Below are 22,735 nucleotides of genomic sequence, written 5' to 3' on the forward strand. Positions count from 1 at the left end.
AACGAAAGCTGGCAAAGAATTCGCCTGAAAGGTCTTCTCCGCTGATTTCCAATGGTTTTCTGTCCCGGCAGCACAGCAGACCTAAGCCGGCCTGCCCCAGCCGCGCATGTATCGCTCGTGACAATCTGTAACGTTTCAGTGTATTGAGGTTTCGCCAGGTGGAAGTCGCGCTATCGCGGCCCCGGCGATTGCCGGCCTGCCCGGCAACTGCTATGCGCCTGACGGGCGGGACGAATGGACAGGGATCAGACAGACAAGGACGACGAGGCGTCGGCGCACGAGCGCCCGACGCTGAAGACGCTAGCCTTCATGACCGGGCTTGGCGTCACCACCGTATCGCGGGCGCTGAAGGACGCGCCCGAGATCGGCGCCGAGACCAGGCGCCGTGTCCAACTCGTCGCCAGGCAGATCGGCTACCGGCCGAACCGCGCCGGCGTGCGCCTCAGAACTGGCAAGACCAATGTCATCAGCCTCGTGCTCAACACCGAGCGCGAGATCATGAGTTTTGTCTCGGACATCATCTACGGCGTCTCGGAAGTCATCGCCGACACGCCCTACCACCTGATCGTCACGCCCTACTCGCGCTCACAGGATCCGCTGGACCCGATCCGCTATCTGGTGGAAACCGGCTCCGCAGACGGCGTCATCATTTCGCGCACGCAACCGAACGACCCCAGGGCCCGCTACATGCTGGAGCGCGGCATCCCCTTCGCCACGCATGGCCGCACCGATATGGGGCTGATCCACCCCTACCACGACTTCGACAATTATGCCTTCGCGGCCGAGGCAGTGCGTCATCTGGCCGGCATCGGCCGCCGCAGGCTCGCTCTTCTAACGCCGCCCGTCGGCCTGACCTATCACGGCCACACGGTGAACGGTTTTGCCGATGCGCTGAGCGAGGTCGGCGCCAGCGAGGTGCCGTTCAACACCGTTTCGATCGACCATTCGATCGAGCAGATCAGGATGCGCACCGCGCAGCTGATGCGCCGCGACGACAGGCCGGACGGCTTCGTCAGCAGCGCCGCGGCCGCGACGCTGGCCGTCGTCGCCGGCATCGAGGACGCCGGCTTGAAGCTAGGCCGCGACGTCGATGTCGTGTCGAAACAGTCGTCCGACCTGTTGCATCTGTTCCGGCGCGAATTGCTGGTCGTCAACGAGAACTTCCGGCTGGCCGGCTCCGAACTCGCCCGCTCGGTGCTCGGCTTGATCGGCGGCGCCGCCCCCGGTTCGCTGCAAAGCCTGAGTCTGCCTGGCGACGTCGTGGCCTATCGCGGCTAACCGGCAGCGCCGCTGCCCCACGGGCCATGAAAAGCGCCCTGCTCGCCAATGCGCTCGAAGCCGTGCGCGCCGAAGAAATCGCGCTGCGCCTGGATCAGGTTCGAGGTGCCGCGGCCCTGGCGGTAGCTGTCGAAATAGGCGAGCGCCGAAGACAGCGCCGGCACCGGCGCGCCGGCCTCGGATGCTCGCGCAACAATGCGCCGCAGTGAGGGATGCGCCTCCTGCATCATGGCGATGAAGGCCGGCGCCATCAAAAGGTTGGTGGAAGCGCCGCCGGAGCCGAAAGCCTCCGCCATCGTATCCAGCATTTGCGAGCGGATGATGCAGCCGGCCCGCCATATCTTGGCGATGGTCGGCATCGGCAGGTTCCAGTTGAATTCCTTCGAGGCGCCGCTCATGACAGCGAAACCTTGCGCATAGGCGGCGATCTTGCCGGCGAACAGCGCCAGTTCGAGATCCTTGAGCAGCGCGGCCTTGTCACCGGAAATCCTCGTCACGCCGCTGTTGCCATAGGCTTTTTCCGCGGCCTGCCGCTCGTCCTTGATCGACGACAGCACGCGCGCCGCCACCGCCGCCTCGATCGCTGTGGCCGGAATGCCGAGTTGCTGCGCCTCGATCACCGACCATTTGCCGGTGCCTTTCTGGCCAGCGCGGTCGAGGATGATGTCGACCACCGGCTTGCCGGTCTTCGGATCGTCGGCGGCCAGCACTTTGGCGGTGATCTCGATCAGGTAGGAGTTGAGCCGGCCCTTGTTCCAGTCGGCGAAGACGGTGCCGATCTCCTTCGGCCCCATGCCGAGGCCGTCGCGCAGGATGCCGTAGATCTCGGCGATCATCTGCATGTCGGCATATTCGATGCCGTTGTGGATGGTCTTGACGAAATGGCCGGCGCCATCGGTGCCGAGCCAGGCGGCACAGGGTTCGTCCTTGAACTTGGCGGAAATTGCGACCAGCACCTTTTCGACGCGCTTCCAGCTCTCTTCGGTGCCGCCGACCATGATCGATGGCCCGTGCCGTGCGCCCTCCTCGCCACCGGACACCCCCATGCCGATGAAGGTGAGGCCCGAGCCGTGGAGCTCGGAGAAGCGCCGCATCGTGTCGCGGAAATTGGCGTTGCCGGCATCGATGACGATGTCGTTGTCGGACAGCACGCCGCGCAGTGCCGCGATCTGTTCGTCGACCGGCTTGCCGGCCAGCACCATGATGATGATCGGACGCGGGGGCCGGATCGCGGCGGCCAGCTCCTCCAGACTATAACAGGGCACCACCATGTCCTTCAGCGCGCCGGCGCTCTCGACAAAGGCGTCGGTGCGCGCCGCGGTACGGTTGAAGACGGCGATGCGGTGCCCGTGCTCGGCGATGTTGAGCGCCAGGTTGGAGCCCATCGTGCCAAGGCCGATCAGGCCGATTTCGGCTTTTTCCATCGTTTCTTCCCTGCTTTCGGATCTTTTGTTGAGGCCGCGATTTTGGGGGGGACGCCCCTATTCCCGTGATGAATGACGGGCCTTCGCGGCGGCGTCAACCGCCTCGCCGAATTGTGTCCGCCAGACCGCTTATTCCGCTCTGATATCGATCGGCGCTTCGATCTTCACCATCTCGAAGTCCGAGACGAGGATGTCGAGCCGCGCCGTCCACCGGCCGGGAACGGGGATGACGAGATCATCGACACGCCAACTGCCGTCGCCCGGCTTGGTCGCCGGCCGCTTGATCGGTTCGATGCCGGAATCGGGCTTCGACAGCACCAGCGTCACCTGCTTGGCGTCGAGCGGTCCGAAATCGCCGGTCATGATCACCATCGAGGCGATGACCGGCCCGGCATGGCCGGGCGTGATGCTGAGGTCTGCCATCGCCTTCAGCGTATGGATATGCACCGACGCCGGCTGCGCCGCGGCGATCGCCAGCGCGCGCGGCGGCGGCGTGAAACGCCAGCCGGCGGCGACGGCGAAGATGGCGAGCACGATCAGCACTTCGGCGCCGATCGAGCGCACCAGCCGTCGTTGCACCTCGGTCGCGCCGGCTTCGGCGGGCGCGGTAAGCGTCCACCGGTTGACGGTGGCGAGCGTGAAGAGAAAGAGCAGCAACACCAGCTTGACCAGCAAAAGCCGGCCATAGCCGGTGTTGACCAGCGCCGCGGGCGTCTGCACCTGGATGACGGCAAGCACGATGCCGGCGGCGATGAGCACGGCAACGACCGGCAGGATCGCGCGGGAAAATCGCCGCAGGAACGGCCCGGCCTCTCCCGATTGCCGCCGCACCGCAAGGCCGAGCGGCGCCAGCGCGCCGGCCCAGAAGGCGATACCTATGCCATGCAGGAACACCATCGGCCGCGTCAGCCATTGCGGTTCGGCGGCACTGGCATGGCCGCTGGCTGCAAGTGCGGCACCGACGCCGGCCAGCCCAGCAAGGGCGAACGGTTTTGCGCCGATGCGCGGCCCGGCCAGCGACAGCAGGGCGAGCCCCAGCGCCATCAGGCCGATCAGCACCGTCCAGCCGAAGCTGGTGCCGAATGCCGTGCGCCAGACCACTGGCTGCGCCAGCCCGGCGAGCGGCGCGCCGAGCGCGTCCAGCCCCTGCAAGCCGAGCGAAACCGGCGCGGCGACCAGCCCGCAGAACAGCGCGGCGATGACGAAGCGCCGGCCGCACCGCCCGCTCTCGGCCAGCCAGGCAAGCGCGAAGGCGCCGCCGACGCCGAGGAACAGGCCAATGTAGAGAAAAACCTTGCCGAGCCAGATCGCCGAGCGCAAATCCCAATCGACCGGCTCGGCCGCCACTGGCGGCGTGCTCGGCGCGCCGATGGAAAACAGCACCGAGCCGCCGACCGGATGACCGTCGGTGGAAATCACCCGCCAGCTCAGCACATGCGTGCCGGATTTCAACTTCTGCGGATTGTCGATGGCGACGGTCTGGTCGCTCAGGCGAAAGGAAGTCAGCGCAACCGATGTGCCGTCGGGCCGCACAAGGGTGAGCACGAGCGGCGACACCGGCTCGTTGAAGGTCAGCGAGAATTGCCCCGGGCCTTGCGCCAGCACCGCGCCGTCAACCGGATCCGTTTTGATCAGCGCCGCGTGGGCCAATGCCCGGTCCGGCAGGCCGAGAACCGCGAGCAGCACAAGGACAGCCAAAAGCCCAGCGGCAAGGCGACCGACGCGCTTGTCGAACCTGCCAGTCTTCCACGGGAAAGATAGCGCGCTCATGCCACCATCACACAAAAATAGCGGCACGCTCCGTCGAATGAAGCGCGCCGCCAAAGGGATCATTTTTTCGGCAGCAGCTTGAGGCCGGGCGCCGGATTTTCCAGCGCGTCCTCGTCCTGCCCGGCCGCCGGAATCTCGATCCAGCGCTCGGCAGCCCCCTCGCATTCCTGCACCACCGGGAAATACAGCGTCTCGCCGGCCGGCAGGTCCGCCGCCAGCGTGCCGCGGAAGACGAACTCGTCGTGGAACTCGTCCGGCAAGCTGCCGCCGCTCCAGTCGACTTCCTTGACGCCTGACGTCACCGCCTCGCCATAGAGCTGGTAGGATTTTTCGTACCTGCCCTTCTTGGTCTGCAGCGTCCAGCCAGGCTTGGGCATCGGCTTGACCGAAATCACCCCTTCCGGGATCTGCACCCGCACGGCGGTCGTCGCCTTGCCCTCGCAGCCATGCGGGACGCGCAGGACTGCCTTGTAGGTCGAACCGACGGGCGCTTCCTGGGTTTCGAGCGTGATGTGGGCGAAGGCAGCACTTGTCCCGATGAAAAACGCCCCGGCGGACAAAAGATATTTGTTCACGATGGTCCCTCTGATTCTCAAAATTTGTGGAAGCTGGTCGGCTCAATTGGCGTGATCGTCCATGCCACCCGTTTCGCCCATGCCTTCGACGGCGAACTCGACGGTAACGGCACCGGCCTTCTCGAAGGTCAGCGTGACGGAGAACTTCTCGCCTTGCTTGGGCTGGCGCTTCAGGCCCATGAACATCAGATGATAGGCGCCGGGCTTCAGCGCGACCTTGCCGCCGGCAGGGATTTCGAGGCCGCCGCTGACCGGCCGCATGGTCATAACGCCGTCCTTGACGCCCATCTCATGCAGTTCGGCCTTGTCCGACACATCGGATGAAATCGACAGCAGCCGGTCCGGCGCGCTGCCTTTGTTGGTGACGGTGAAATAGCCGCCCGCCACCTTGGCGCCGGCAGGCGTTGCCCGCGACCAGGGATGTTCGATCTCGAGATCACCGACCTTGAATTCATGCGCGAAGGCCGACTGGGCGCCGACGAACAGCAAGGCGAGAGCGAAGACAAGGATACCGAGGCGTTGCTCGGGCAGGAGGGTGTTTCTATGGCCGGGCGCGCGCGCATGCGCGGCGGCACGGAAAAACTGAGACATGATAGCTCCATGGATACGATATCGCGCCGTTGGCCGGTCGCGATCAGTTCAGCGTTGGATGAGTGCGCCCGCGAAAGGTTCCGCGAGGCCGCGCTGGCTCAAGCCGGTGGCGCACGCGGGTTCGATGGAGAGCGATCACGGGCGAAATCGAGATGCCTGAAGGCCGGCAGCACGAAGGCGACGGCCTCGAAGGAGAGACTCGTCGCCAATGCGCCGGCATCGGGCGGCGGCGCATGAGCCGCGGAAGTCATGCTGCAGCCGAGCATGCAGCAGACCGGCATATGCTGCTGGTGCGGATCGCCGCCGGAAGGCTGGGCAGCGCCCTCATGGGCGCAGATGACGTTGCCGAAGGCGTCGAGCAGCGCAGCATCCTGCGCCGTGGCGAAAGCGAACGCGCCCAGCGTCGTCTGGATGAGCAGCAGATAGGCCGCGACAAGCGCGGCCGGCATGCTCCATCGTCTCCGCCGGATGTTCAAGGACCCGCCTCTTTGATCAGCAACGGCAGATACCTAGCACGCGGCCGACCGGGCGAAAATCGTCAAATCATTGCTGCGGCAACGCGGCGCGACCAATGCATGTCGCCCAACAGTGTGCAGCGGTTTTGGGACAACGACATGCATAGAAGCGCGTCGCATCGATCCGGTCAGGCACGGCGCGCATCAGGCACGTTGCGGCTGCCGGCCTCGGGGATGGAGGTCAAGAGCGTGTTGCGCGCCGACTTCAGATGCTTGCGGCAAGCGGCATCGACCTTGCCGAGGTCGCGCGATTTGAGCGCCGCGATATAAACCAGATGCTCGGCGACAGCGACTTCGTTGCGCTCGCGCTCCTGCGCCTTGTTCCACTGGTAGTGGTAGTGGAAGATCATGGCGATGACGTCATAGAAATCGACGATGAAGCGGTTGTGCGAGGCGCGGTGGATCAGCCGGTGGAAGCGCTCGTCCAGCTCGGAAAACTCGTTGAAGCGGGAGGCGATCTCGCGCGCCAGCAGACGATGCTCGTCCTCCAGCCGGTAGAGATCGGCCCAGACCGGGCTTTCTTCCGGCAAGGCGGCAAACGCTGCCGCCGAGCGCAGTTCGAACATCTCGCGGATTTCGGTCAGTTCGAGCGCGAAGGCTCGCGTAAAACCCTTCAGCACCCAGTGGCTGTTGCGCCGCTTCTCGATCAGGCCGAAGCGGGAAAAGCGGATCAGGAACTCGCGCACGCTGGTGGTGCCGACGCCGATCTCGCGCGCCAGCTCAAGCTCGTTAATCTGCATGCCGGCTTCCGCGCCGCCGGCGAGCAGCCTCCGCATGAAGGAGCGCTCGATGATCTCGGCCAGCGTGTCGGTTTCTTCTTCGGGAAAGAAATCGTCCGGCCGCGGCGCGCGCAGAACCGTCTTGCTGCGCTTGTTCCAGGCGATCAGCCCGGTTTCTTCCATGCGCGCCAGGATGCTGCGCACCGTCGTGCGGCTGACGCCGAGCAGCGTGCCTAGCTCCGGCTCCGACGGCAGGCTCTTCGTTTCATCGAGCAGCCGCAAACAGCGGTTGTAGGCGTCCTTGTAGACGTTGTTGCTCTTCGACATCCCCTGCCCCGTTGCGCGCCGGCGCTTGCCGTGGCCGGCTTGAAGCGCGCTATGACAGATGTTCCTAGCGCATGCCTAGGAAAAGCGGAATCGCTTTCCGTGTCAGGCGCCGCTCCCTATCCTCCATGCATCCACCGGGCGCACGGCCTTTCGAAAAAACGATTGACGTAAAAATGTTTTTTCACGATAAAAGACATTATCTGCTAACAGGCTGATGTCAATCCGCCAGCGCATCCCAGGAACCCCTAGGAAACTGCCCGTGAACGCCGCAAACAGCATTCTTCTTTCCCCGGCCGACAATGTCGCGGTCGCCAACGGCCGCATCGAGATCGGCACGGTGCTGCCGGGCGGCGCCGTCGCCGCCGCGCTGATCGAGCCCGGCCACAAGGTGGCGATCAAGCCGATCACCGCCGGCGAGGCGGTGGTGAAGTATGCCCAGGCGATCGGCCGCGCCACGCAGGACATCGCGCCCGGCGAACATGTGCATTCGCACAATCTGGTCTTCGAGTCCGGCCGCCTGCCGGTGGTGCCGCCGAGTGAGGCCGAGCACGCGACGGAAACCGACCGCGCCCGCACTTTCATGGGCTATCGCCGTGCCGATGGCCGCGCCGGGACGCGCAACTTCATCGGCATCGTCGCCAGCGTCAATTGCTCGGCCACCGTCTGCCACGCCATCGCCGACCAGGCCAACCGCGAGCTGCTGCCGAAATATCCGGGGATCGACGGCTTCGTGCCGATCGTCCACGGCCAAGGCTGCGGCATGAGCGGCACCGGCGACGGCATGATGGTTTTGCATCGCACGCTGGCCGGCTATGCCCGCCATCCGAATTTCGGCGGCGTGCTGATGGTGGGCCTGGGCTGCGAGGTCAACCAGCTTACCCTTTACGGCCAGAAGGGTGTCGCTGCCGGCAAACGGCATTTCAACATCCAGGAGGCCGGCGGCTCGCGCAAATCGGTCGAAAAGGCGATGGGCGTGCTGGCCGAGATCGCCGAGGAAGTCGGCCAGCTGAGGCGAGAGCCGATCCCGGTCAGCGAGATCGTCGTCGGCCTGCAATGCGGCGGCTCCGACGGCATGTCCGGCATCACCGCCAATCCGGCATTGGGCGCCGCCGTCGATATCCTCGCCGACGTCGGCGGCATCGGTATCCTGTCCGAGACGACGGAGATCTACGGCGCCGAGCATCTGCTTGCCTACCGCGCCGCGAGCCCGGAAATCGCCGCCAAGCTCGACGGTTATATCAAATGGTGGGAGGATCATGTCGCCAAGCATGGCGCCTCGATCGATAACAACCCCTCGCCCGGCAACAAGCGCGGCGGGCTGACCACCATCCTGGAGAAGTCGCTGGGCGCGGTCGCCAAAGGCGGCCAGACGCCGCTCAACGGCGTCTTCGGCTATGCCGAGAAGGTCAGCGGACACGGCCTGGTGTTCATGGATACGCCCGGCTACGACCCGGTCTCGGCCACTGGCCAGGTGGCGGGCGGCGCCAACGTCATCGTCTTCACCACCGGCCGCGGCTCCTGTTTCGGCTGCCGGCCGACGCCGTCGATCAAGGTCGCCAGCAACTCGACCATGTATCACACCATGGAAGAGGACATGGACGTCAACTGCGGCGTCATCGCTTCGGGTGAGAAGACCATCGCCGGCATGGGTCGCGAGATCTTCGAACTGATCGTCGAGACGGCATCGGGGCGCAAGACCAAGAGCGAGGCGTTCGGCTACGGCGACAACGAGTTCGTGCCCTGGCACCTCGGAGCGACGCTGTAGACCAGCCACGACCAACCAGACATGTTTTAACCGGCCAGCGGCCGGAAGGGGAGGCTTTGCAATGGACAAGCGCCGCATCGGCACAACTGCGCTCGACGTCACCGAGATTAGCTTCGGCGGCGCGGCGATCGGCGGGCTCTACCGGGCCTGTTCGCGCGATGTGGCGATGGAAACGCTGCAGACCGCCTGGGACGCCGGCCTGCGCTATTTCGATACCGCGCCCTTCTATGGCTTCGGCCTGTCGGAACGCCGCTTCGGCGACTTCCTGCGCTATAAGCCGCGCGACTCCTATGTGCTTTCGACCAAGGTCGGCCGGCTGTTCCGCCCCGTGCCGGAGGACCAGGTGCCCGATCACTCCTATGTCGATCCGCTGCCCTTCGCGCTCGACTACGATTATTCCTATGACGGCATTATGCGCTCGGTGGAATTCTCTTATGCCCGGCTCGGCCTAAACAGGATGGACATCCTGTTTGTCCACGACATCGGCGCCTACACGCACGGTGTCGAGAAGACGAAGCTGCATTTCCGCCAGCTGATGGATGGCGGGCTGAAGGCGCTCGACGAGCTTAAGACATCAGGCACGATTTCCGCCTATGGCCTCGGTGTCAATGAAGTGCAGATCTGCCTCGACGTGCTCAACCGTGCGCCGCTCGACTGCATCCTGCTCGCCAGCCGCTACTCGCTGCTCGACCGCAGCGCCGAAGCCGAATTGCTGCCGCTTTGCCGGCAGCGGCAGACCTCGCTGATCATCGGCGGCGTGTTCAACTCGGGCATTCTGGCAACCGGCCCGGTGCAGGGCGCGCATTTCGACTACCAGCCGGCCGGCAAGGACATTCTCGAACGCGTCGATGCGATGGAGAAGATCGCCGCCGAGGGCGGCTACCCGCTCGCGGCCGCGGCCTTCCAGTTCCCGCTGCACGAACCTGTCGTCGCTTCCGTGCTGACCGGAACGGCCAAGCCGGCCAATCTGACGCGCAATCTGGAACTGCTCGAAATTCCTGTGCCCCCAGCAGAGTTCGCCAGATACGATCCCTATACGGTGGTGCAGGCGCTAGGCTGAGGCAACGAACCTATTGTCCGGCCAGGTGGTCGGCATGAAAAAGGCTTCACAATCGCGAGAGAATGAATGTTCCATCTTGACGCATCAATGGAATTAATATTCCATCGCGGTCAGAGAGGATCGGAAGCATCCGAACGTGGCAAAGAGGATCGGCGGAGGGAGGCTTGCCTCCTGTCGAGGCCACGCGGAGACGATACGAAACACCGCTTGCGTCGGCCGGATCGATGCACTATCAAAAAGCGGCAAATGTTTTTTATTGATAAAGTTCTGTTTGGGCCGCGCCTATCCGAATGGAGCTTCCGTAACCTTCACCGGGCGATCTAGGGAGGAACCCTCATGAAATTCGTGACCAGCATTCTCAACCGCCGCGCCTTCGTGGCACTCGCGGCCGCCTCGATGCTTGCAGGTGCGTTGCACTCGGCACCAGCTTCGGCGGCGGACGTGACCATCCCGATCATCGTCAAGGACACCACCTCCTTCTACTGGCAGATCGTGCTGGCCGGTGCCCGCAAGGCCGGCAAGGACCTCGGCGTCAACGTACCGGAACTCGGCGCTCAGGCCGAAACCGACGTCAACGGCCAGATCTCAATCCTCGAGAACGCCGTCGCCGGCAACCCGGCCGCCGTCGTCATCGCGCCGACCGAAGCCAAGGCGCTCGGCAAGCCGATCGATGAGGCAGCAAGCAAGGTCAAGGTCATCGGCATCGACTCCGGCGCCGACTCCAAGGCCTTCACCTCGTTCCTGACCACCGACAACGTCCAGGGCGGCCGCGTCGCCGCTGACGGCCTCGCCGCGGCCATTGGCGAGGCCAATGGCGGCAAGGTCGAGGGCAAGGTTGCGCTCATCACCGCGCTTCCCGGCGCCGGCTCGCTCGAGCAGCGCGCTCAGGGCTTCAAGGAACAGCTCAAGGCGAAATATCCGGGCCTCGAACTGATCGCCGACAAATATGCCGACGGCCAGGCCACGACCGGCCTCAACATCGCGACCGACCTGATCACCGCCAACCCTGACCTGAAGGGCATCTTCGCCTCCAACCTGATCATGGCGCAGGGCGTCGGCCAGGCGATCGCCGAGAACAACCTTGCCGGCAAGGTCGGCCTGATCGGTTTCGACAGCGACGAGAAGCTGATCAAGTTCCTCAATGACGGCGTCATTTCCGGCCTCGTTGTCCAGGACCCGTACCGGATGGGCTATGACGGCATCAAGACCGCGCTCGCCGCCTCGAAGAACGAGAAGGTTGAAGCCAATGTCGACACCGGCGCCAACCTGGTCACCAAGGCCAATATGAAAGAGCCGAAGATCGACGCGCTGCTCAACCCGAAGCTCGACTAAGCATCGCCACAGGCGCATCGTCCCCGGGGCCCATGCCCCGGAGACACCCCGCATCCCGACACCACCGGGATTCGACAGCCTCTAGTCTACGTGCCCAATCGCAGGACCAATCTGGGAGGATTGTCATGACGTCCACGGCGCAGGAACTGCACCCGGCCCCGACTCTGGAGCCCGGCAGGACGATCCTCGAACTCAAGGGGCTGGAGAAGCGATATCCCGGCACTCACGCGCTGAAGCCGGTGGACCTCGCCTTCAAGTCCGGCGAGATCCACGCCATCGTCGGCGAGAACGGCGCCGGCAAGTCCACCTTGATCAAGCTTCTGACCGGCGTCATGCCGCGCACCTCCGGCGACGTCATCTGGGAGGGCAAGCCCGAAGCGCTGGCGACCCCGCACGAGGCGATGGCGCTCGGCATCAATGCGGTGCACCAGGAGGTCGTGCTCTGCCGCCACCTGACGGTTGCGGCCAACATGTTCCTCGGCGAGGAGAACTCGCGCTATGGCATCCTGCAGCAACGCGCCATGGTCAAGGATGCGCAGAAGATCATCGACGATCTCGGCTTCGACCTGCCGGCGCATGTCGTGCTCGGCGACCTCACCATCGGCCAGCAGCAGTTGATCGCCGCCGCCCGCGCCACCGTGCGCGGCACCAAATTCCTCATCTTCGACGAACCGACCGCCTATCTGACCCGCAAGGAGGCCGACCAGCTGTTCAAGCTGATCCGTCGGCTGAAGGGCGAAGGCGTCACCATCATCTACATCAGCCACCGCATGGAAGAGGTGTTCGAACTCGCCGACCGCGTCTCGGTGCTGCGCGACGGCACGCTTGTCGGCACCAGGAACATTGCCGAGACCAACGACGCCGAACTGGTCAAGATGATGATCAACCGCTCGATCGAGCAGGTTTACCACAAGGAGCATTTTACGCCGGGCGCGATGATCGTCGAAGCCAAGAACCTGTCCGGCAAGGGCTTCGAGAACGTTTCGCTCTCGGTGCGCGCCGGCGAGATCGTCGGCCTTTACGGCCTGATCGGCGCCGGGCGCAGCGAGTTCGTCACCACGCTTTACGGCCGCCACCGCAAATCGGCCGGCCAGATCCTTTGGGAAGGCAAGCCGGTCCAGGTCAATTCCGAGCACGACGCGATCAGGCTTGGCATGGCGCTGGCCCCGGAAAGCCGCCGCGACCAGGGCCTCTGCCTCAATTTGCCGGTCGGCCTCAATCTCAACCTGCCGATCTACAAGCGCATCTCCAGCAACATGCTGATCTCAGGCGCAAAGGAGAAAGCTGAAGCCGATCGCCAGATCGCCGGCCTCAGGATCAAGACGCCGACGCGGAGCGCGCTCGCCTCCAGCCTGTCCGGCGGCAACCAGCAGAAGATCGTCATCGGCAAATGGCTGGCGCACGGCGCCAAGCTGTTCATCTTCGACGAGCCGACGGTCGGCGTCGATGTCGGCACCAAGGCCGAGATCTACCGCCTCTTCAGCGCGCTTCTGTCCAAGGGCGCCGGTATCATCCTGATCTCGTCCTATCTGCCGGAGGTCTATGAGCTGGCCGACACGCTGCACGTGTTCCGGCGCGGCAAGCTGGTGGCCACGCACGGGTTCCGTACCGCCAATCACGAGGACATTCTCACGCAGGCGCTCGCCGAGAAACAAGAAAAACTGGGAGGACAGAAATGAGCACCGAGGCCATTGCCGCCGAAAAACCGAAGCGCAACTACAACGCCTTGTTCGGGCTGACGCTGCTGGCGCTGCTGGTTCTGTTGTGGGTCATCCTGTCGGTGGCGACGCAAAGCTTCGCCTCGGGCAACAACATTTCGAACCTGCTCCGCCAGGGCTCGATGATCGCCATCCTGGCGGTCGGCCAGACCTTCGTCATCATCACCGGCGGCATCGACCTTTCCGTCGGCGCGGTCGTCGGCTTCGCCACCGTCATCGCCGCCATGCTGATCAATGCCGGCGTGCCGGTCTTCCTCGCCATCCTGATCACTTTGCTCGTCGGCGTCGCCATTGGCCTGTTCCATGGCTTCGGCATCGTCAAGATGGGCCTGCCGCCCTTCATCATCACGCTGGCGACGCTGACCTCGCTGCGCGGCATCGGCCTGCTGATGACCAACGGCAACTCGATCTCGATCAACAACGATGCCTTCCAGGAGTTCTCGCGCAGCTCCTTTGTCGGCGTCCCAAATCTGTTCTGGATGGTGATCCTGGTCGGCATCCCCGCCTACATCTTTCTGCATCACAGCCGCTGGGGTCGCTATCTGTTCTCGGTCGGCTCCAATGCCGAAGCCTCGCGCCTGTCGGGCGTCAACGTCCAGCGCACCATCTACATGGCTTACACGCTGTCCGGCCTGTGCGCCGCCTTCGTCGGCGTGCTGCTGGCCTCGCGCATCGGCATCGGCAACCCGACCCAGGCCGAGGGCTGGGAACTGCAGGCGATCGCCTCCTCGGTGATCGGCGGCACCTCGCTGTTCGGCGCCGTCGGCTCCGTGCACGGACCGCTGCTCGGCGCCTTCATCCTCGCCACCATCAACAACGGCGCCAATCTCTTGAACGTCAACGCCTTCTGGCAGCGCATCATCACCGGTGTGCTGATCATCGTCATCGTCTATTTCGACGGCCTGCGCCGCCGCGGCAAGTAAATTCCTCCCAGGAGCCGCCGGCCCGCGAAAGCGAGGGCCGGCGGTATCGTGAATTGGATTGAAGCATGAAAGCAGTCGTCTGCCGCTCGCCTGGTGATCTTGTCCTGGAGGTCCGCCCGGTGCCCGGCGCGCCGCCGCCGGGATGGGCGCTGGTAGCGGTCAGCCATGTCGGCATCTGCGGCACCGACTACCACATCTTCGAAGGCAAGCACCCGTTCCTCGCCTACCCGCGCATCATGGGCCACGAGGTCTCCGGCACGGTCGTCGACAAGGGCGACGGCGTCACGCTCAACGTTGGCGAAGCCGTCATCATCAATCCCTATCTCGCCTGCGGCAAATGCATCGCCTGCCGGCACGACAAGCCGAATTGCTGCGTCAAGATCGAGGTGCTCGGTGTCCATCGCGACGGCGCCATGTGCGAGCAGATCCTGGTGCCGGTGCAAAATCTTTATCCGGCAAACGGCCTGTCGCTGGCCGATGCCGCCGCCGTCGAATTCCTGGCTATCGGCGCGCATGCCGTACGTCGCGCGCGCGCTGATCCAGGCGCCCGCACACTGGTCATAGGCGCCGGGCCGATCGGGCTCGGCACGGCGCTGTTTGCCCGCATCGCCGGGCTCGACGTCAGCCTGCTCGATATGAGCAGCGAGAGGCTCGGCTTCGCCGAGAGCGAGTTCGGCTTCGCGACGCTCGACGGCTCCCGCGCCACTGCGCCCGATCTGGTTCGCGGCGCGACCGGCGGCGAGGGGTTCGACGTTGTCTTCGACGCCACCGGCAACACGCAGTCGGTGCAGTCGGCCTTCGCCCATGTCGCGCATGGCGGAACCCTGGTCCTGGTCAGCGTCGTCAAGGACGACATCGTCTTTTCCGATCCGGAGTTCCACAAGCGCGAGATGACGCTGGTCGGCAGCCGCAACGCGCTTGGCGCCGACTTCGACCATGTCGCCGCCTCGATCCGCAACGGCGCGGTGCCACTGGCAAAGCTCGTCACCCACCGGACCACGCTTGGCCAGGCCCCCCTTGACCTCGCCCGCTGGGCGCATCAGAAATCCGGGCTGATCAAGGCCGTCATCGAGATCGGATGAGACGATGCGGATCGACGCACACCAGCACTACTGGCAGATCGCCCGCGGCGACTATTTTTGGATGGGGCCGCATGTCGCGCCGATCGTGCGCGATGTCTTTCCGGCCGATTTGAAGCCGCATCTCGGCGCCGCCGGCATCGAACGCACCGTCGTGGTGCAAGCAGCGGCAACGGTCGCCGAGACCGAATTCATGCTCGACCTTGCCGAGAACGAGCCGAGCATCGCGGCAGTAGTCGGCTGGGTCGACGTCGGCGCCGACGACGTCGAAGCGACGTTGCGCCGGCTGGCGACAAGGCCGAAATTCCGCGGCATCCGGCCGATGCTGCAGGACATCGAAGACACGTTCGACATTTTGAAGCCGAAGCACCTCGCGGCGCTCAGGCTGCTGCCCGAACTGAACCTGCGCTTCGACGCACTGGCGCAGCCGCGCCACCTGCCGGTGGTCGCGGCACTCGCCGACCATATCCCGGACCTGCCTATCGTCGTCGACCATGCCGCGAAGCCATTCATCGCCAAGGGCATTGTCGAGCCTTGGGCAAGCGACATGGCCGCGCTCGCCAAGAGACCGTCGGTGCTGTGCAAGTTTTCCGGTCTGGTCACCGAAGCCGGCCCTAACTGGTCGGTCGCCGGCCTAAAACCCTATGCCGACCACCTCATCGCCTGCTTCGGCCCGGAGCGGCTGATGTTCGGCAGCGACTGGCCGGTTTGCGAACTGGCCGCCACTTACGAGAACTGGCTGGCTGCCGCGAAGGAGCTTCTAGCTGGCCTGTCGCTGGCCGAGCAGAATGCCGTCTTCGGCGGCAATGCCGCGCGTTTCTACGACATTGCCTGATCGTTAGCCGACAATCTGAGCTCCACCCGCTCCGCCGGAAACCGCGACTCGGAAAACTGAATCGGCTGACCGTCGAGCGTCATATTGACCGCAATTGTCACCAGCACGATGGCGCCGGGCTGCAGGTCGAGATCGACCAGATCGGCGGCATCGGCGTGGCGCGCCGACAGCACCGTCGATTGCCTCAGATAATCGTTGATCCCAAAGCGCTTGAGCGAGGCGGTGACCGATCCGGTTTCCGCCATGGCAGCGTCGATACCGGCGAAGCGCTGGGCATCGAACCAGGCGGTAGCGCGCGACACCGGATGCCCGTCGGCTTCGCCGCGCGTTTCCAGGCGGATCACATCAGCGCCCCTGACAAGCCCCAGGGCTTCGGCGACGCGACGGCTGGCCGGCTCGACCGACGACGCGAGCAGGACGATATGCCGTTCGGACGTCTGCCCTTGCAGGCCGGTCGAAAAACGCGTGCGTGCGCCGATCGGGTAGGACAGCCGCTTGCGCGACAGCACGAAGGTGCCACGCCCTTGCTCGGCCCTCAGCACACCGTCCTGCACGAGGGCGGCGATGGCACTACGCACCGTATGGCGGTTGACGCCATAGCGCTCAGCCAGCGCCATTTCCGGCGGCAGCGCGGCATTCTCGGCGAAATCGCCGACGGCGATCGCATGCAGGATCTGGTCGGCGATCTGCCGCCATAGCGAGACGCCACTGCGCCGCTCGATGCTGGCCACTTGCTGCCCAATCATGTCCACCCCAATCTTCCATCGCCCCGATGCTTTCACGCGATGTCATGCACCCGTCATGGACTCGCGCTAGCTAACAGGTATAATTTGTATGGTTGTCTATATCAATAGACAAATTAGCCATTGCGCAAGGAGCAAACCATGCGAGGACAGGAAGCGCGCGATCAGGCCGAACGCAAGGCGATCATGGCGACGCTGGCGCAGTCGCCCGGCGAAGACATCGCCCGTCTTTGGAGCGAAGCCGGCCTGCCTTTGGAAGCCGAACTGCTGCGTGGTCCCGAAACCGGCCTGGTCACGGTGCGCGGCCGCATCGGCGGCGGCGGCGCGCCCTTCAATGTCGGCGAGGCGACGGTCACCCGCGCCACGGTCCGGCTGCCCTCCGGACAGGTCGGCCATTGCTACACGCTCGGCCGCGACAAGCGGAAAGCGAAGCTGGCGGCGATCGCCGACGCGCTGTGGCAGGAACCCGCCCATCGCGAAGCGGTCGAGACCAGACTGGTCGCACCGCTGCGGGCGGCCCTGGTCGAGGCGCGCGACCGGCGGCGTGCCGAGACCGCGGCAACGAAAGTGGATTTCTTCACCATGGTGCGCGGAGAGGACTGATGGAGATAGCGGCTCAATCGATCGAGGGCGGTTTCGCCGATCCGGTGTTCAACGCCCAGACGGTCTTTCGCGCCGTCATGGACGCGATGGCGCGGCCGGGCAGCGTGCAAGCCCTGCCGGCCTTTGCCCGCCCCCCAGTGCCGCTCTCGGCGACGGCCGGCGCCATTGCGCTTTCGCTCTGCGACAACGACACGCCGCTCTGGCTCGATCTCACCTTGCAGGCAGCGCCCGCCGTCAAATCCTGGCTGGGTTTTCACACCGGCGCGCCCTCGGCCAACACCCCGGCTGATGCGCATTTCGCGCTGATCGCCAACCCGGCGGAAATGATGGCGCTCGACGGCTTTTCGCAAGGCACCCAGGATTATCCCGATCGCTCTACGACGCTTATCCTGCAAGTCACCGATCTTGTCTCCGGCGCGCCGCTGTTGCTCGAAGGCCCCGGCATCGAAACCAGCGCGACCATCGCGCCGGCGCAGATGCCGCGTCATTTCATCGAACAGTGGAAGCAGAACAACCAGCGCTTTCCGCGTGGCGTCGACATCATCCTGGCCACCGCCGACAGCCTCGCCTGCCTGCCACGCACGACGCGCATCAAGACGATGGAGGCGTAAGATGTACGTTGCGGTAAAAGGCGGCGAAGCAGCCATTGCAAACGCCCACCGACTGCTCGCCGATCGCCGGCGCGGCGACCGTTCGGTGCCGGCACTTCGCCTCGACCAGATCGTCGAGCAGCTGGCGCTCGGCGTCGACCGGGTGATGAGCGAAGGCTCGCTCTACGACCGCGAACTGGCCGCGCTCGCCATCGTCCAGGCGCGCGGCGACATGATCGAGGCGATCTTCCTGGTCCGCGCCTACCGCACAACGCTGCCGCGCTTCGGTTACACCAAGGCGATCGACACCGGCGCGATGCTGGTCGAGCGCCGCGTGTCGGCGACCTACAAGGACCTGCCCGGCGGCCAGCTCCTCGGTCCGACCTTCGACTACACCCACCGGCTGCTCGATCCCGAGCTTGCCGCCGGCGGCGACGTCGCCGAGCCGCTGCAGCGCGAGAGCGAGGCGCAAGCCATGCCGCGCGTTTCGGCGATCCTCGCCCGCGAAGGCCTGATCGAGCCGGATGGCGACATGCCGCAGGACCATGTCCCCGGCGACATCACCCGCGAGCCGCTGGAATTCCCGATGGCGCGCGACATCCGCCTGCAGGCGCTGTCACGCGGCGACGAGGGCTTTTTGCTGGCGCTCGGCTATTCCACCCAGCGCGGCTATGCCCGCAACCACCCGTTCGTCGGCGAGGTCCGCATCGGCGAGGTCGAACTGGAACTGGACGTGCCGGAACTGCCCTTCGCCGTGCCGCTCGGCAGCGTCCGCGTCACCGAGTGCCAGATGGTCAACCAGTTCAAGGGTTCGGCCAAGGCGCCGCCGCAATTCACCCGCGGCTATGGCCTCGTCTTCGGCCAGAGCGAGCGCAAGGCGATGGCGATGGCGCTCTGCGACCGCGCTCTTCGTGCAAGCGAATTGGGCGAGGATGTCGTTGCCGCGGCGCAAGACGAGGAGTTCGTCATTTCGCATTCCGACAATGTCCAGGCGACCGGCTTCGTCGAGCATTTGAAGCTGCCGCACTATGTCGACTTCCAGGCCGAGCTCGATCTCGTGCGCCGCATGCGCGCCGAGTACGAGGCCCGCGAAAACCCTGCGAAGGTCGAGGAAAAGCGGGAGGCCGCGGAATGATCGAAGGCCTGTCCCATATGACCTTCATCGTCCGCGATCTTGACCGCATGAGCGCGATCCTGACCGGCATCTTCGACGCGCGCGAAGTCTATGCCAGCGATACCGAGCAGTTCTCGCTGTCACGCGAAAAATTCTTCCTGATCGGCGATCTCTGGATCGCCATCATGGGAGGCGAGCCGCTGCCCGAGCGAAGCTATAATCACATCGCCTTCAAGATCGACGACGCCGATCTCGACCGCTACGCCGAGCGCATCAAAACGCTTGGCCTCGACATGCGCCCGCCGCGCCCGCGCGTCGAGGGCGAAGGCCGCTCGATCTATTTCTACGACGACGACAACCACATGTTCGAGCTGCACACCGGCACGCTCACTGAGCGGCTGGCGCGCTACGCCAAGGGACTGGATAGGGCGTCATGAGATCAACCGTCTCCGCCGCCGTGTCCCCCGTGTCCGCCGCTATCGTGGGAGTGACCGCCATGCCCAGGATACCCGCTGCTGCCATCCTGCCCACCGGAGAAGAAGTCATTGCTCGAACCGTCTCTTGGTCCGGAAAGATTCTTGGGGCGAAGGAAAAAGGCAACCACGCCGACGAACGCCAGCAACAGAATTCCGATGTGCATCCATCCGGTAGGGGTCACCTGAGTCTGGCCCTCTTTCCGCGTTTTGGAAGTCAATTCGGTAGCACAAAGCGGAAGCGATCACCATGACCGACATCGCCACCTACAACTTCGCCTATCTCGACGAGCAGACCAAGCGGATGATCCGCCGTGCGATCCTCAAGGGCATCGCCATTCCCGGCTACCAGGTGCCGTTCGCCTCGCGCGAGATGCCGATGCCCTATGGCTGGGGCACCGGCGGCGTCCAGGTCACCGCCTCGATCATCGGCCCTGATGACGTGCTCAAGGTCATCGACCAGGGCGCAGACGACACCACCAATGCGGTCTCGATCCGCGCCTTCTTCAGGAAGGTCGCCAATGTCGCCGTCACCACTGAGACGGCCAAAGCCAGTATCATCCAGACCCGCCACCGCATCCCCGAGCACCCGCTGAAAGCGGGTCAGGTGCTGGTCTATCAGGTGCCGATACCCGAACCGCTTCGCTTCCTCGAGCCGCGCGAAACGGAAACGCGAAAAATGCACGCGCTGGAGGAATATGGCCTGATGCATGTGAAGCTTTACGAGGACATCGCCAGGCACGGCCGCATCGCCACCACCTACGCCTATCCGGTCAAGATCGAGGGCCGCTATGTGATGGACCCATCGCCGACGCCGAAATTCGACAATCCGAAGATGCACCGTTCGCCGGCTTTGCAATTGTTCGGCGCCGGCCGCGAGAAGCGCATCTACGCGGTGCCGCCCTTCACCGACGTGGTCAGTCTCGACTTCGAGGACCATCCCTTCGAGGTGCAGACCTTCGACCAGCCCTGCGCGCTGTGCGCGGCCGAGAACGTCTATCTCGACGAGGTCATCCTCGACGACCATGGCGGCCACATGTTCGTCTGCTCCGACACCGACCATTGCGAAAAGCGGCGGGCAGACGGCCATCGCGGCCATCTTGCCCCGGAAACCCATCTTGCCGCGGAAACCGTGGAGCCGGCGCAATGACCGACGAACCGCTGCTGCGCGTCTCGGCGCTGTCCAAATTCTATGGTTCGCGCGTCGGCTGCGAGAATGTCAGCTTCGACCTCTGGCCGGGCGAGGTTCTGGCCGTGGTCGGCGAGTCCGGCTCCGGCAAGACGACGTTGCTCAACTGCCTGTCGACTAGGCTGCTGCCAAGCTCCGGCACCGCCAGCTACCGCATGCGCGACGGCCAGTTCCGCGAGCTCTACCGCATGAGCGAGGCCGAGCGCCGCTTCCTGATGCGCACCGACTGGGGTTTTGTCCATCAGAACCCGGCGGATGGATTGCGCATGACGGTATCGGCCGGCGCCAATGTCGGTGAGCGGCTGATGGCGATCGGCGACCGCCACTACGGCAAGATCCGCGCCACGGCAGTCGACTGGCTCTCGCGCGTCGAGATCGACGAGGACCGCATCGACGACGAACCCCGCGCCTTCTCCGGCGGCATGCGCCAGCGCCTGCAGATCGCGCGCAACCTGGTGACAGGCCCACGGCTTGTGTTCATGGACGAGCCGACCGGCGGCCTCGACGTCTCGGTGCAGGCGCGCCTGCTCGACCTGTTGCGCGGCCTCGTCACCGACCTCGGCCTGGCGGCGATCGTCGTCACCCACGACCTCGCCGTGGCGCGTCTGCTGTCACAGCGCATGATCGTGATGAAGGACGGCCGCGTCGTCGAAAGCGGCCTCACCGACCGCGTGCTTGACGATCCGCGCGCGCCTTACACGCAATTGCTTGTTTCTTCCATTTTGCAGGTGTGACGATGCCCACCCCCCTCGTTGTCTCCGATGTTGCAAAAAGCTTCACCATGCATCTGCGCGACGGCATCAAATTGCCTGTCGTCGCTGGCGTCTCCTTCTCGATCCGGGCCGGCGAATGCGCCGTGCTCGGCGGTCCCTCCGGCGCCGGCAAGAGCTCCATTTTGAAGATGCTCTACGGCAACTACGCCGTCGACGAAGGCCAGATCATCGTCCAGCACGCGGACTGCCTGATCGATCTAGCCACCGCCAGCCCTCGTACCGTGCTTGCCGTGCGCCGGCAAACGATCGGCTATGTCAGTCAGTTCCTGCGCACCGTGCCGCGCGTCTCGGCGCTCGATGTCGTCGCCGAACCGCTGGTCGAGCGCGGCGAGGACCGGGAGGCCGCGCGCGGTAAGGCGCGCGCCCTGCTCGCGCGGCTCAACCTGCCGGAAAAACTCTGGGCACTGCCGCCAGCGACGTTTTCCGGCGGCGAGCAGCAGCGCGTCAACATCGCGCGCGGCTTCATCACCCATCACCCGGTCCTGTTGCTCGACGAGCCGACCGCTTCGCTCGACGCCAGGAACCGCGACGTGGTCATCGCGCTGATCGCGGAAAAGAAAGCGGCCGGCGTCGCTTTGCTCGGCATATTCCACGACCACGACGTGCGCAAGGCGGTCGCCGATCGCATCATCGACGTCACCACCTTCGCTGCCGGGAAGCGTGCCGCATGAGCAGGAAACTGTCGGAAGCGCCGCTCGTCCACGTGACGGCGCAGATCGAGAATTCGACGCTCGGCCGCTGGACAGAGATCGCCGACCGCAGCCGGGTTTCGGAGAGCATCCTCGGTGACTATTCCTACATGATGCAGGATTGCGCCGTCTGGTGTGCGACGATCGGCAAGTTCTCCAACATCGCGGCAAGCGTGCGCATCAATGCCACCAACCACCCGACATGGCGGCCGACGCTGCACCACTTCACCTATCGCGCTTCGGACTATTGGGACGACGCCGAGCACGAGAGCGAGTTTTTCGCCCAGCGCCGCGCCAAACGCGTCACAATCGGCCACGACACCTGGCTCGGCCATGGCTCGACCATCCTGCCCGGCGTCACCGTCGGTGATGGCGCTGCGGTCGGCGCCGGCGCGGTGGTGTCGAAGGACGTCGCGCCCTATACCATCGTCGCCGGCGTGCCGGCGAAGCCGATCCGCGAGCGTTTCGACCGCCGCACCGCCGAGCGCTACCAAGCGCTTGCCTGGTGGGATTGGGACCATGCCGACCTGCGCGCTGCGCTCGACGATTTCCGCGAGCTGGAGGCGGAAGCGTTTCTGGAGAAGTATGGCGGCTAGTGAATGGTGAATGGTGAATGGTGAATGGCGAATAGGGGCGACCAATTGGGCTCG

At 64.8% G+C, this 22,735-nt stretch carries 23 protein-coding genes; 16 read left to right on the forward strand and 7 right to left on the reverse strand.

Annotated features, from left to right (window positions below):
• Window positions 1-234: 234 nt before the first annotated feature.
• A complete protein-coding gene (locus AC04SI_RS09935; protein ID WP_404278156.1) occupies window positions 235-1,278 on the forward strand; it encodes a LacI family transcriptional regulator in 1,044 nt (347 codons plus the stop codon).
• Here AC04SI_RS09935 and gndA read toward each other — a convergent pair.
• The 6 genes from gndA to AC04SI_RS09965 all read right to left on the reverse strand — a co-directional run bounded on the left by gndA (window position 1,275) and on the right by AC04SI_RS09965 (window position 7,199).
• Window positions 1,275-2,702 carry an NADP-dependent phosphogluconate dehydrogenase gene (gene gndA / locus AC04SI_RS09940; protein ID WP_404278158.1) on the reverse strand — a complete coding sequence of 476 codons (1,428 nt, stop codon included), beginning with the start codon at window positions 2,700-2,702 and terminating at the stop codon, window positions 1,275-1,277. The genes AC04SI_RS09935 and gndA overlap by 4 nt on opposite strands.
• A gap of 129 nt (window positions 2,703-2,831) precedes the next feature.
• The gene (locus tag AC04SI_RS09945) at window positions 2,832-4,472 is read right to left on the reverse strand and encodes a copper resistance CopC/CopD family protein (RefSeq protein WP_488474162.1); all 1,641 of its coding nucleotides are present in this window, start codon (window positions 4,470-4,472) and stop codon (window positions 2,832-2,834) included.
• Window positions 4,473-4,531: 59 nt separating this feature from the next.
• The gene (locus tag AC04SI_RS09950) at window positions 4,532-5,047 is read right to left on the reverse strand and encodes a YcnI family copper-binding membrane protein (protein ID WP_404278163.1); all 516 of its coding nucleotides are present in this window, start codon (window positions 5,045-5,047) and stop codon (window positions 4,532-4,534) included.
• 42 nt (window positions 5,048-5,089) lie between these two features.
• Window positions 5,090-5,638 carry a copper chaperone PCu(A)C gene (locus AC04SI_RS09955; RefSeq protein WP_404278165.1) on the reverse strand — a complete coding sequence of 183 codons (549 nt, stop codon included), beginning with the start codon at window positions 5,636-5,638 and terminating at the stop codon, window positions 5,090-5,092.
• Window positions 5,639-5,736: 98 nt separating this feature from the next.
• Window positions 5,737-6,087, reverse strand: a complete 351-nt coding sequence (locus AC04SI_RS09960; RefSeq protein WP_404278167.1) for a DUF2946 family protein — start codon at window positions 6,085-6,087, stop codon at window positions 5,737-5,739.
• 194 nt (window positions 6,088-6,281) lie between these two features.
• Window positions 6,282-7,199, reverse strand: a complete 918-nt coding sequence (locus AC04SI_RS09965; RefSeq protein ID WP_404278169.1) for a GntR family transcriptional regulator — start codon at window positions 7,197-7,199, stop codon at window positions 6,282-6,284.
• Window positions 7,200-7,458: 259 nt separating this feature from the next.
• Between AC04SI_RS09965 and AC04SI_RS09970 the strand changes: the two genes are divergently transcribed.
• The 7 genes from AC04SI_RS09970 to AC04SI_RS10000 all read left to right on the forward strand — a co-directional run bounded on the left by AC04SI_RS09970 (window position 7,459) and on the right by AC04SI_RS10000 (window position 15,911).
• Window positions 7,459-8,964, forward strand: a complete 1,506-nt coding sequence (locus tag AC04SI_RS09970) for a UxaA family hydrolase (protein ID WP_404278173.1) — start codon at window positions 7,459-7,461, stop codon at window positions 8,962-8,964.
• Between the two features lie 61 nt (window positions 8,965-9,025).
• Window positions 9,026-10,024, forward strand: coding sequence for an aldo/keto reductase (locus AC04SI_RS09975; RefSeq protein ID WP_404278175.1), 999 nt, complete (start codon window positions 9,026-9,028; stop codon window positions 10,022-10,024).
• A 336-nt stretch (window positions 10,025-10,360) separates the two neighbouring features.
• Entirely contained in the window at window positions 10,361-11,356 is a 996-nt protein-coding gene (locus AC04SI_RS09980) for an ABC transporter substrate-binding protein (protein WP_404278177.1), read from the forward strand.
• Between the two features lie 125 nt (window positions 11,357-11,481).
• Entirely contained in the window at window positions 11,482-13,035 is a 1,554-nt protein-coding gene (locus AC04SI_RS09985; protein WP_404278179.1) for a sugar ABC transporter ATP-binding protein, read from the forward strand.
• Window positions 13,032-13,997: an ABC transporter permease gene (locus tag AC04SI_RS09990; RefSeq protein WP_006200459.1), complete on the forward strand. Its 966-nt coding sequence runs from the start codon at window positions 13,032-13,034 to the stop codon at window positions 13,995-13,997. Before AC04SI_RS09985 ends, AC04SI_RS09990 begins: the two co-directional genes overlap by 4 nt.
• A 65-nt stretch (window positions 13,998-14,062) precedes the next feature.
• A complete protein-coding gene (locus AC04SI_RS09995; RefSeq protein ID WP_488474163.1) occupies window positions 14,063-15,079 on the forward strand; it encodes a zinc-binding alcohol dehydrogenase family protein in 1,017 nt (338 codons plus the stop codon).
• 4 nt (window positions 15,080-15,083) lie between these two features.
• Window positions 15,084-15,911 (forward strand): amidohydrolase family protein, encoded by an 828-nt coding sequence (locus AC04SI_RS10000; protein WP_404278183.1) that lies wholly within the window; start codon window positions 15,084-15,086, stop codon window positions 15,909-15,911.
• Here the strand turns inward: AC04SI_RS10000 and phnF are convergent.
• On the reverse strand, window positions 15,896-16,657 hold the full coding sequence (gene phnF / locus AC04SI_RS10005; RefSeq protein ID WP_404278325.1) for a phosphonate metabolism transcriptional regulator PhnF: 762 nt from the start codon (window positions 16,655-16,657) through the stop codon (window positions 15,896-15,898). The genes AC04SI_RS10000 and phnF overlap by 16 nt on opposite strands.
• Window positions 16,658-16,795: 138 nt before the next feature.
• Here phnF and phnG point away from each other — a divergent pair, with 138 nt between their 5' ends.
• The 8 genes from phnG to AC04SI_RS10045 all read left to right on the forward strand — a co-directional run bounded on the left by phnG (window position 16,796) and on the right by AC04SI_RS10045 (window position 22,681).
• Window positions 16,796-17,257 carry a phosphonate C-P lyase system protein PhnG gene (gene phnG, locus AC04SI_RS10010; RefSeq protein ID WP_404278185.1) on the forward strand — a complete coding sequence of 154 codons (462 nt, stop codon included), beginning with the start codon at window positions 16,796-16,798 and terminating at the stop codon, window positions 17,255-17,257.
• Window positions 17,257-17,868: a phosphonate C-P lyase system protein PhnH gene (gene phnH, locus AC04SI_RS10015; protein ID WP_404278187.1), complete on the forward strand. Its 612-nt coding sequence runs from the start codon at window positions 17,257-17,259 to the stop codon at window positions 17,866-17,868. Before phnG ends, phnH begins: the two co-directional genes overlap by 1 nt.
• A 1-nt stretch (window position 17,869) precedes the next feature.
• The gene (locus AC04SI_RS10020; RefSeq protein WP_404278189.1) at window positions 17,870-18,982 is read left to right on the forward strand and encodes a carbon-phosphorus lyase complex subunit; all 1,113 of its coding nucleotides are present in this window, start codon (window positions 17,870-17,872) and stop codon (window positions 18,980-18,982) included.
• Entirely contained in the window at window positions 18,979-19,398 is a 420-nt protein-coding gene (fosX, locus tag AC04SI_RS10025; protein ID WP_404278191.1) for a FosX/FosE/FosI family fosfomycin resistance hydrolase, read from the forward strand. The genes AC04SI_RS10020 and fosX overlap by 4 nt, the downstream gene beginning before the upstream one ends.
• A 286-nt stretch (window positions 19,399-19,684) precedes the next feature.
• Window positions 19,685-20,584 carry an alpha-D-ribose 1-methylphosphonate 5-phosphate C-P-lyase PhnJ gene (locus AC04SI_RS10030; RefSeq protein ID WP_404278193.1) on the forward strand — a complete coding sequence of 300 codons (900 nt, stop codon included), beginning with the start codon at window positions 19,685-19,687 and terminating at the stop codon, window positions 20,582-20,584.
• Window positions 20,581-21,357 (forward strand): phosphonate C-P lyase system protein PhnK, encoded by a 777-nt coding sequence (gene phnK / locus AC04SI_RS10035; RefSeq protein WP_404278195.1) that lies wholly within the window; start codon window positions 20,581-20,583, stop codon window positions 21,355-21,357. The genes AC04SI_RS10030 and phnK overlap by 4 nt, the downstream gene beginning before the upstream one ends.
• Before the next feature lie 2 nt (window positions 21,358-21,359).
• Window positions 21,360-22,067, forward strand: coding sequence for a phosphonate C-P lyase system protein PhnL (gene phnL, locus AC04SI_RS10040; protein WP_404278197.1), 708 nt, complete (start codon window positions 21,360-21,362; stop codon window positions 22,065-22,067).
• Complete coding sequence (locus tag AC04SI_RS10045) at window positions 22,064-22,681, forward strand: DapH/DapD/GlmU-related protein (protein ID WP_404278199.1); 618 nt, start codon at window positions 22,064-22,066, stop codon at window positions 22,679-22,681. The genes phnL and AC04SI_RS10045 overlap by 4 nt, the downstream gene beginning before the upstream one ends.
• Window positions 22,682-22,735: the final 54 nt, after the last annotated feature.

The organism is Mesorhizobium sp. CNPSo 4689 (assembly GCF_057784325.1).

What these genes read in the sequence shown, in the direction of transcription:
- AC04SI_RS09935 (WP_404278156.1), top strand. Translation starts at nt 235, where the DNA reads ATGGACAGGGATCAGACAGACAAGGACGACGAGGCGTCGGCGCACGAG.
- AC04SI_RS10000 (WP_404278183.1), top strand. Translation starts at nt 15,084, where the DNA reads ATGCGGATCGACGCACACCAGCACTACTGGCAGATCGCCCGCGGCGAC.
- AC04SI_RS09995 (WP_488474163.1), top strand. Translation starts at nt 14,063, where the DNA reads ATGAAAGCAGTCGTCTGCCGCTCGCCTGGTGATCTTGTCCTGGAGGTC.
- AC04SI_RS09955 (WP_404278165.1), bottom strand. Translation starts at nt 5,638, where the DNA reads ATGTCTCAGTTTTTCCGTGCCGCCGCGCATGCGCGCGCGCCCGGCCAT.
- phnL (WP_404278197.1), top strand. Translation starts at nt 21,360, where the DNA reads ATGCCCACCCCCCTCGTTGTCTCCGATGTTGCAAAAAGCTTCACCATG.
- gndA (WP_404278158.1), bottom strand. Translation starts at nt 2,702, where the DNA reads ATGGAAAAAGCCGAAATCGGCCTGATCGGCCTTGGCACGATGGGCTCC.
- phnF (WP_404278325.1), bottom strand. Translation starts at nt 16,657, where the DNA reads ATGATTGGGCAGCAAGTGGCCAGCATCGAGCGGCGCAGTGGCGTCTCG.
- AC04SI_RS10020 (WP_404278189.1), top strand. Translation starts at nt 17,870, where the DNA reads ATGTACGTTGCGGTAAAAGGCGGCGAAGCAGCCATTGCAAACGCCCAC.
- AC04SI_RS10045 (WP_404278199.1), top strand. Translation starts at nt 22,064, where the DNA reads ATGAGCAGGAAACTGTCGGAAGCGCCGCTCGTCCACGTGACGGCGCAG.
- phnG (WP_404278185.1), top strand. Translation starts at nt 16,796, where the DNA reads ATGCGAGGACAGGAAGCGCGCGATCAGGCCGAACGCAAGGCGATCATG.
- AC04SI_RS09980 (WP_404278177.1), top strand. Translation starts at nt 10,361, where the DNA reads ATGAAATTCGTGACCAGCATTCTCAACCGCCGCGCCTTCGTGGCACTC.
- AC04SI_RS09975 (WP_404278175.1), top strand. Translation starts at nt 9,026, where the DNA reads ATGGACAAGCGCCGCATCGGCACAACTGCGCTCGACGTCACCGAGATT.
- AC04SI_RS09945 (WP_488474162.1), bottom strand. Translation starts at nt 4,472, where the DNA reads ATGAGCGCGCTATCTTTCCCGTGGAAGACTGGCAGGTTCGACAAGCGC.
- AC04SI_RS09985 (WP_404278179.1), top strand. Translation starts at nt 11,482, where the DNA reads ATGACGTCCACGGCGCAGGAACTGCACCCGGCCCCGACTCTGGAGCCC.
- AC04SI_RS09965 (WP_404278169.1), bottom strand. Translation starts at nt 7,199, where the DNA reads ATGTCGAAGAGCAACAACGTCTACAAGGACGCCTACAACCGCTGTTTG.
- phnK (WP_404278195.1), top strand. Translation starts at nt 20,581, where the DNA reads ATGACCGACGAACCGCTGCTGCGCGTCTCGGCGCTGTCCAAATTCTAT.
- AC04SI_RS10030 (WP_404278193.1), top strand. Translation starts at nt 19,685, where the DNA reads ATGACCGACATCGCCACCTACAACTTCGCCTATCTCGACGAGCAGACC.
- AC04SI_RS09990 (WP_006200459.1), top strand. Translation starts at nt 13,032, where the DNA reads ATGAGCACCGAGGCCATTGCCGCCGAAAAACCGAAGCGCAACTACAAC.
- fosX (WP_404278191.1), top strand. Translation starts at nt 18,979, where the DNA reads ATGATCGAAGGCCTGTCCCATATGACCTTCATCGTCCGCGATCTTGAC.
- phnH (WP_404278187.1), top strand. Translation starts at nt 17,257, where the DNA reads ATGGAGATAGCGGCTCAATCGATCGAGGGCGGTTTCGCCGATCCGGTG.
- AC04SI_RS09960 (WP_404278167.1), bottom strand. Translation starts at nt 6,087, where the DNA reads ATGCCGGCCGCGCTTGTCGCGGCCTATCTGCTGCTCATCCAGACGACG.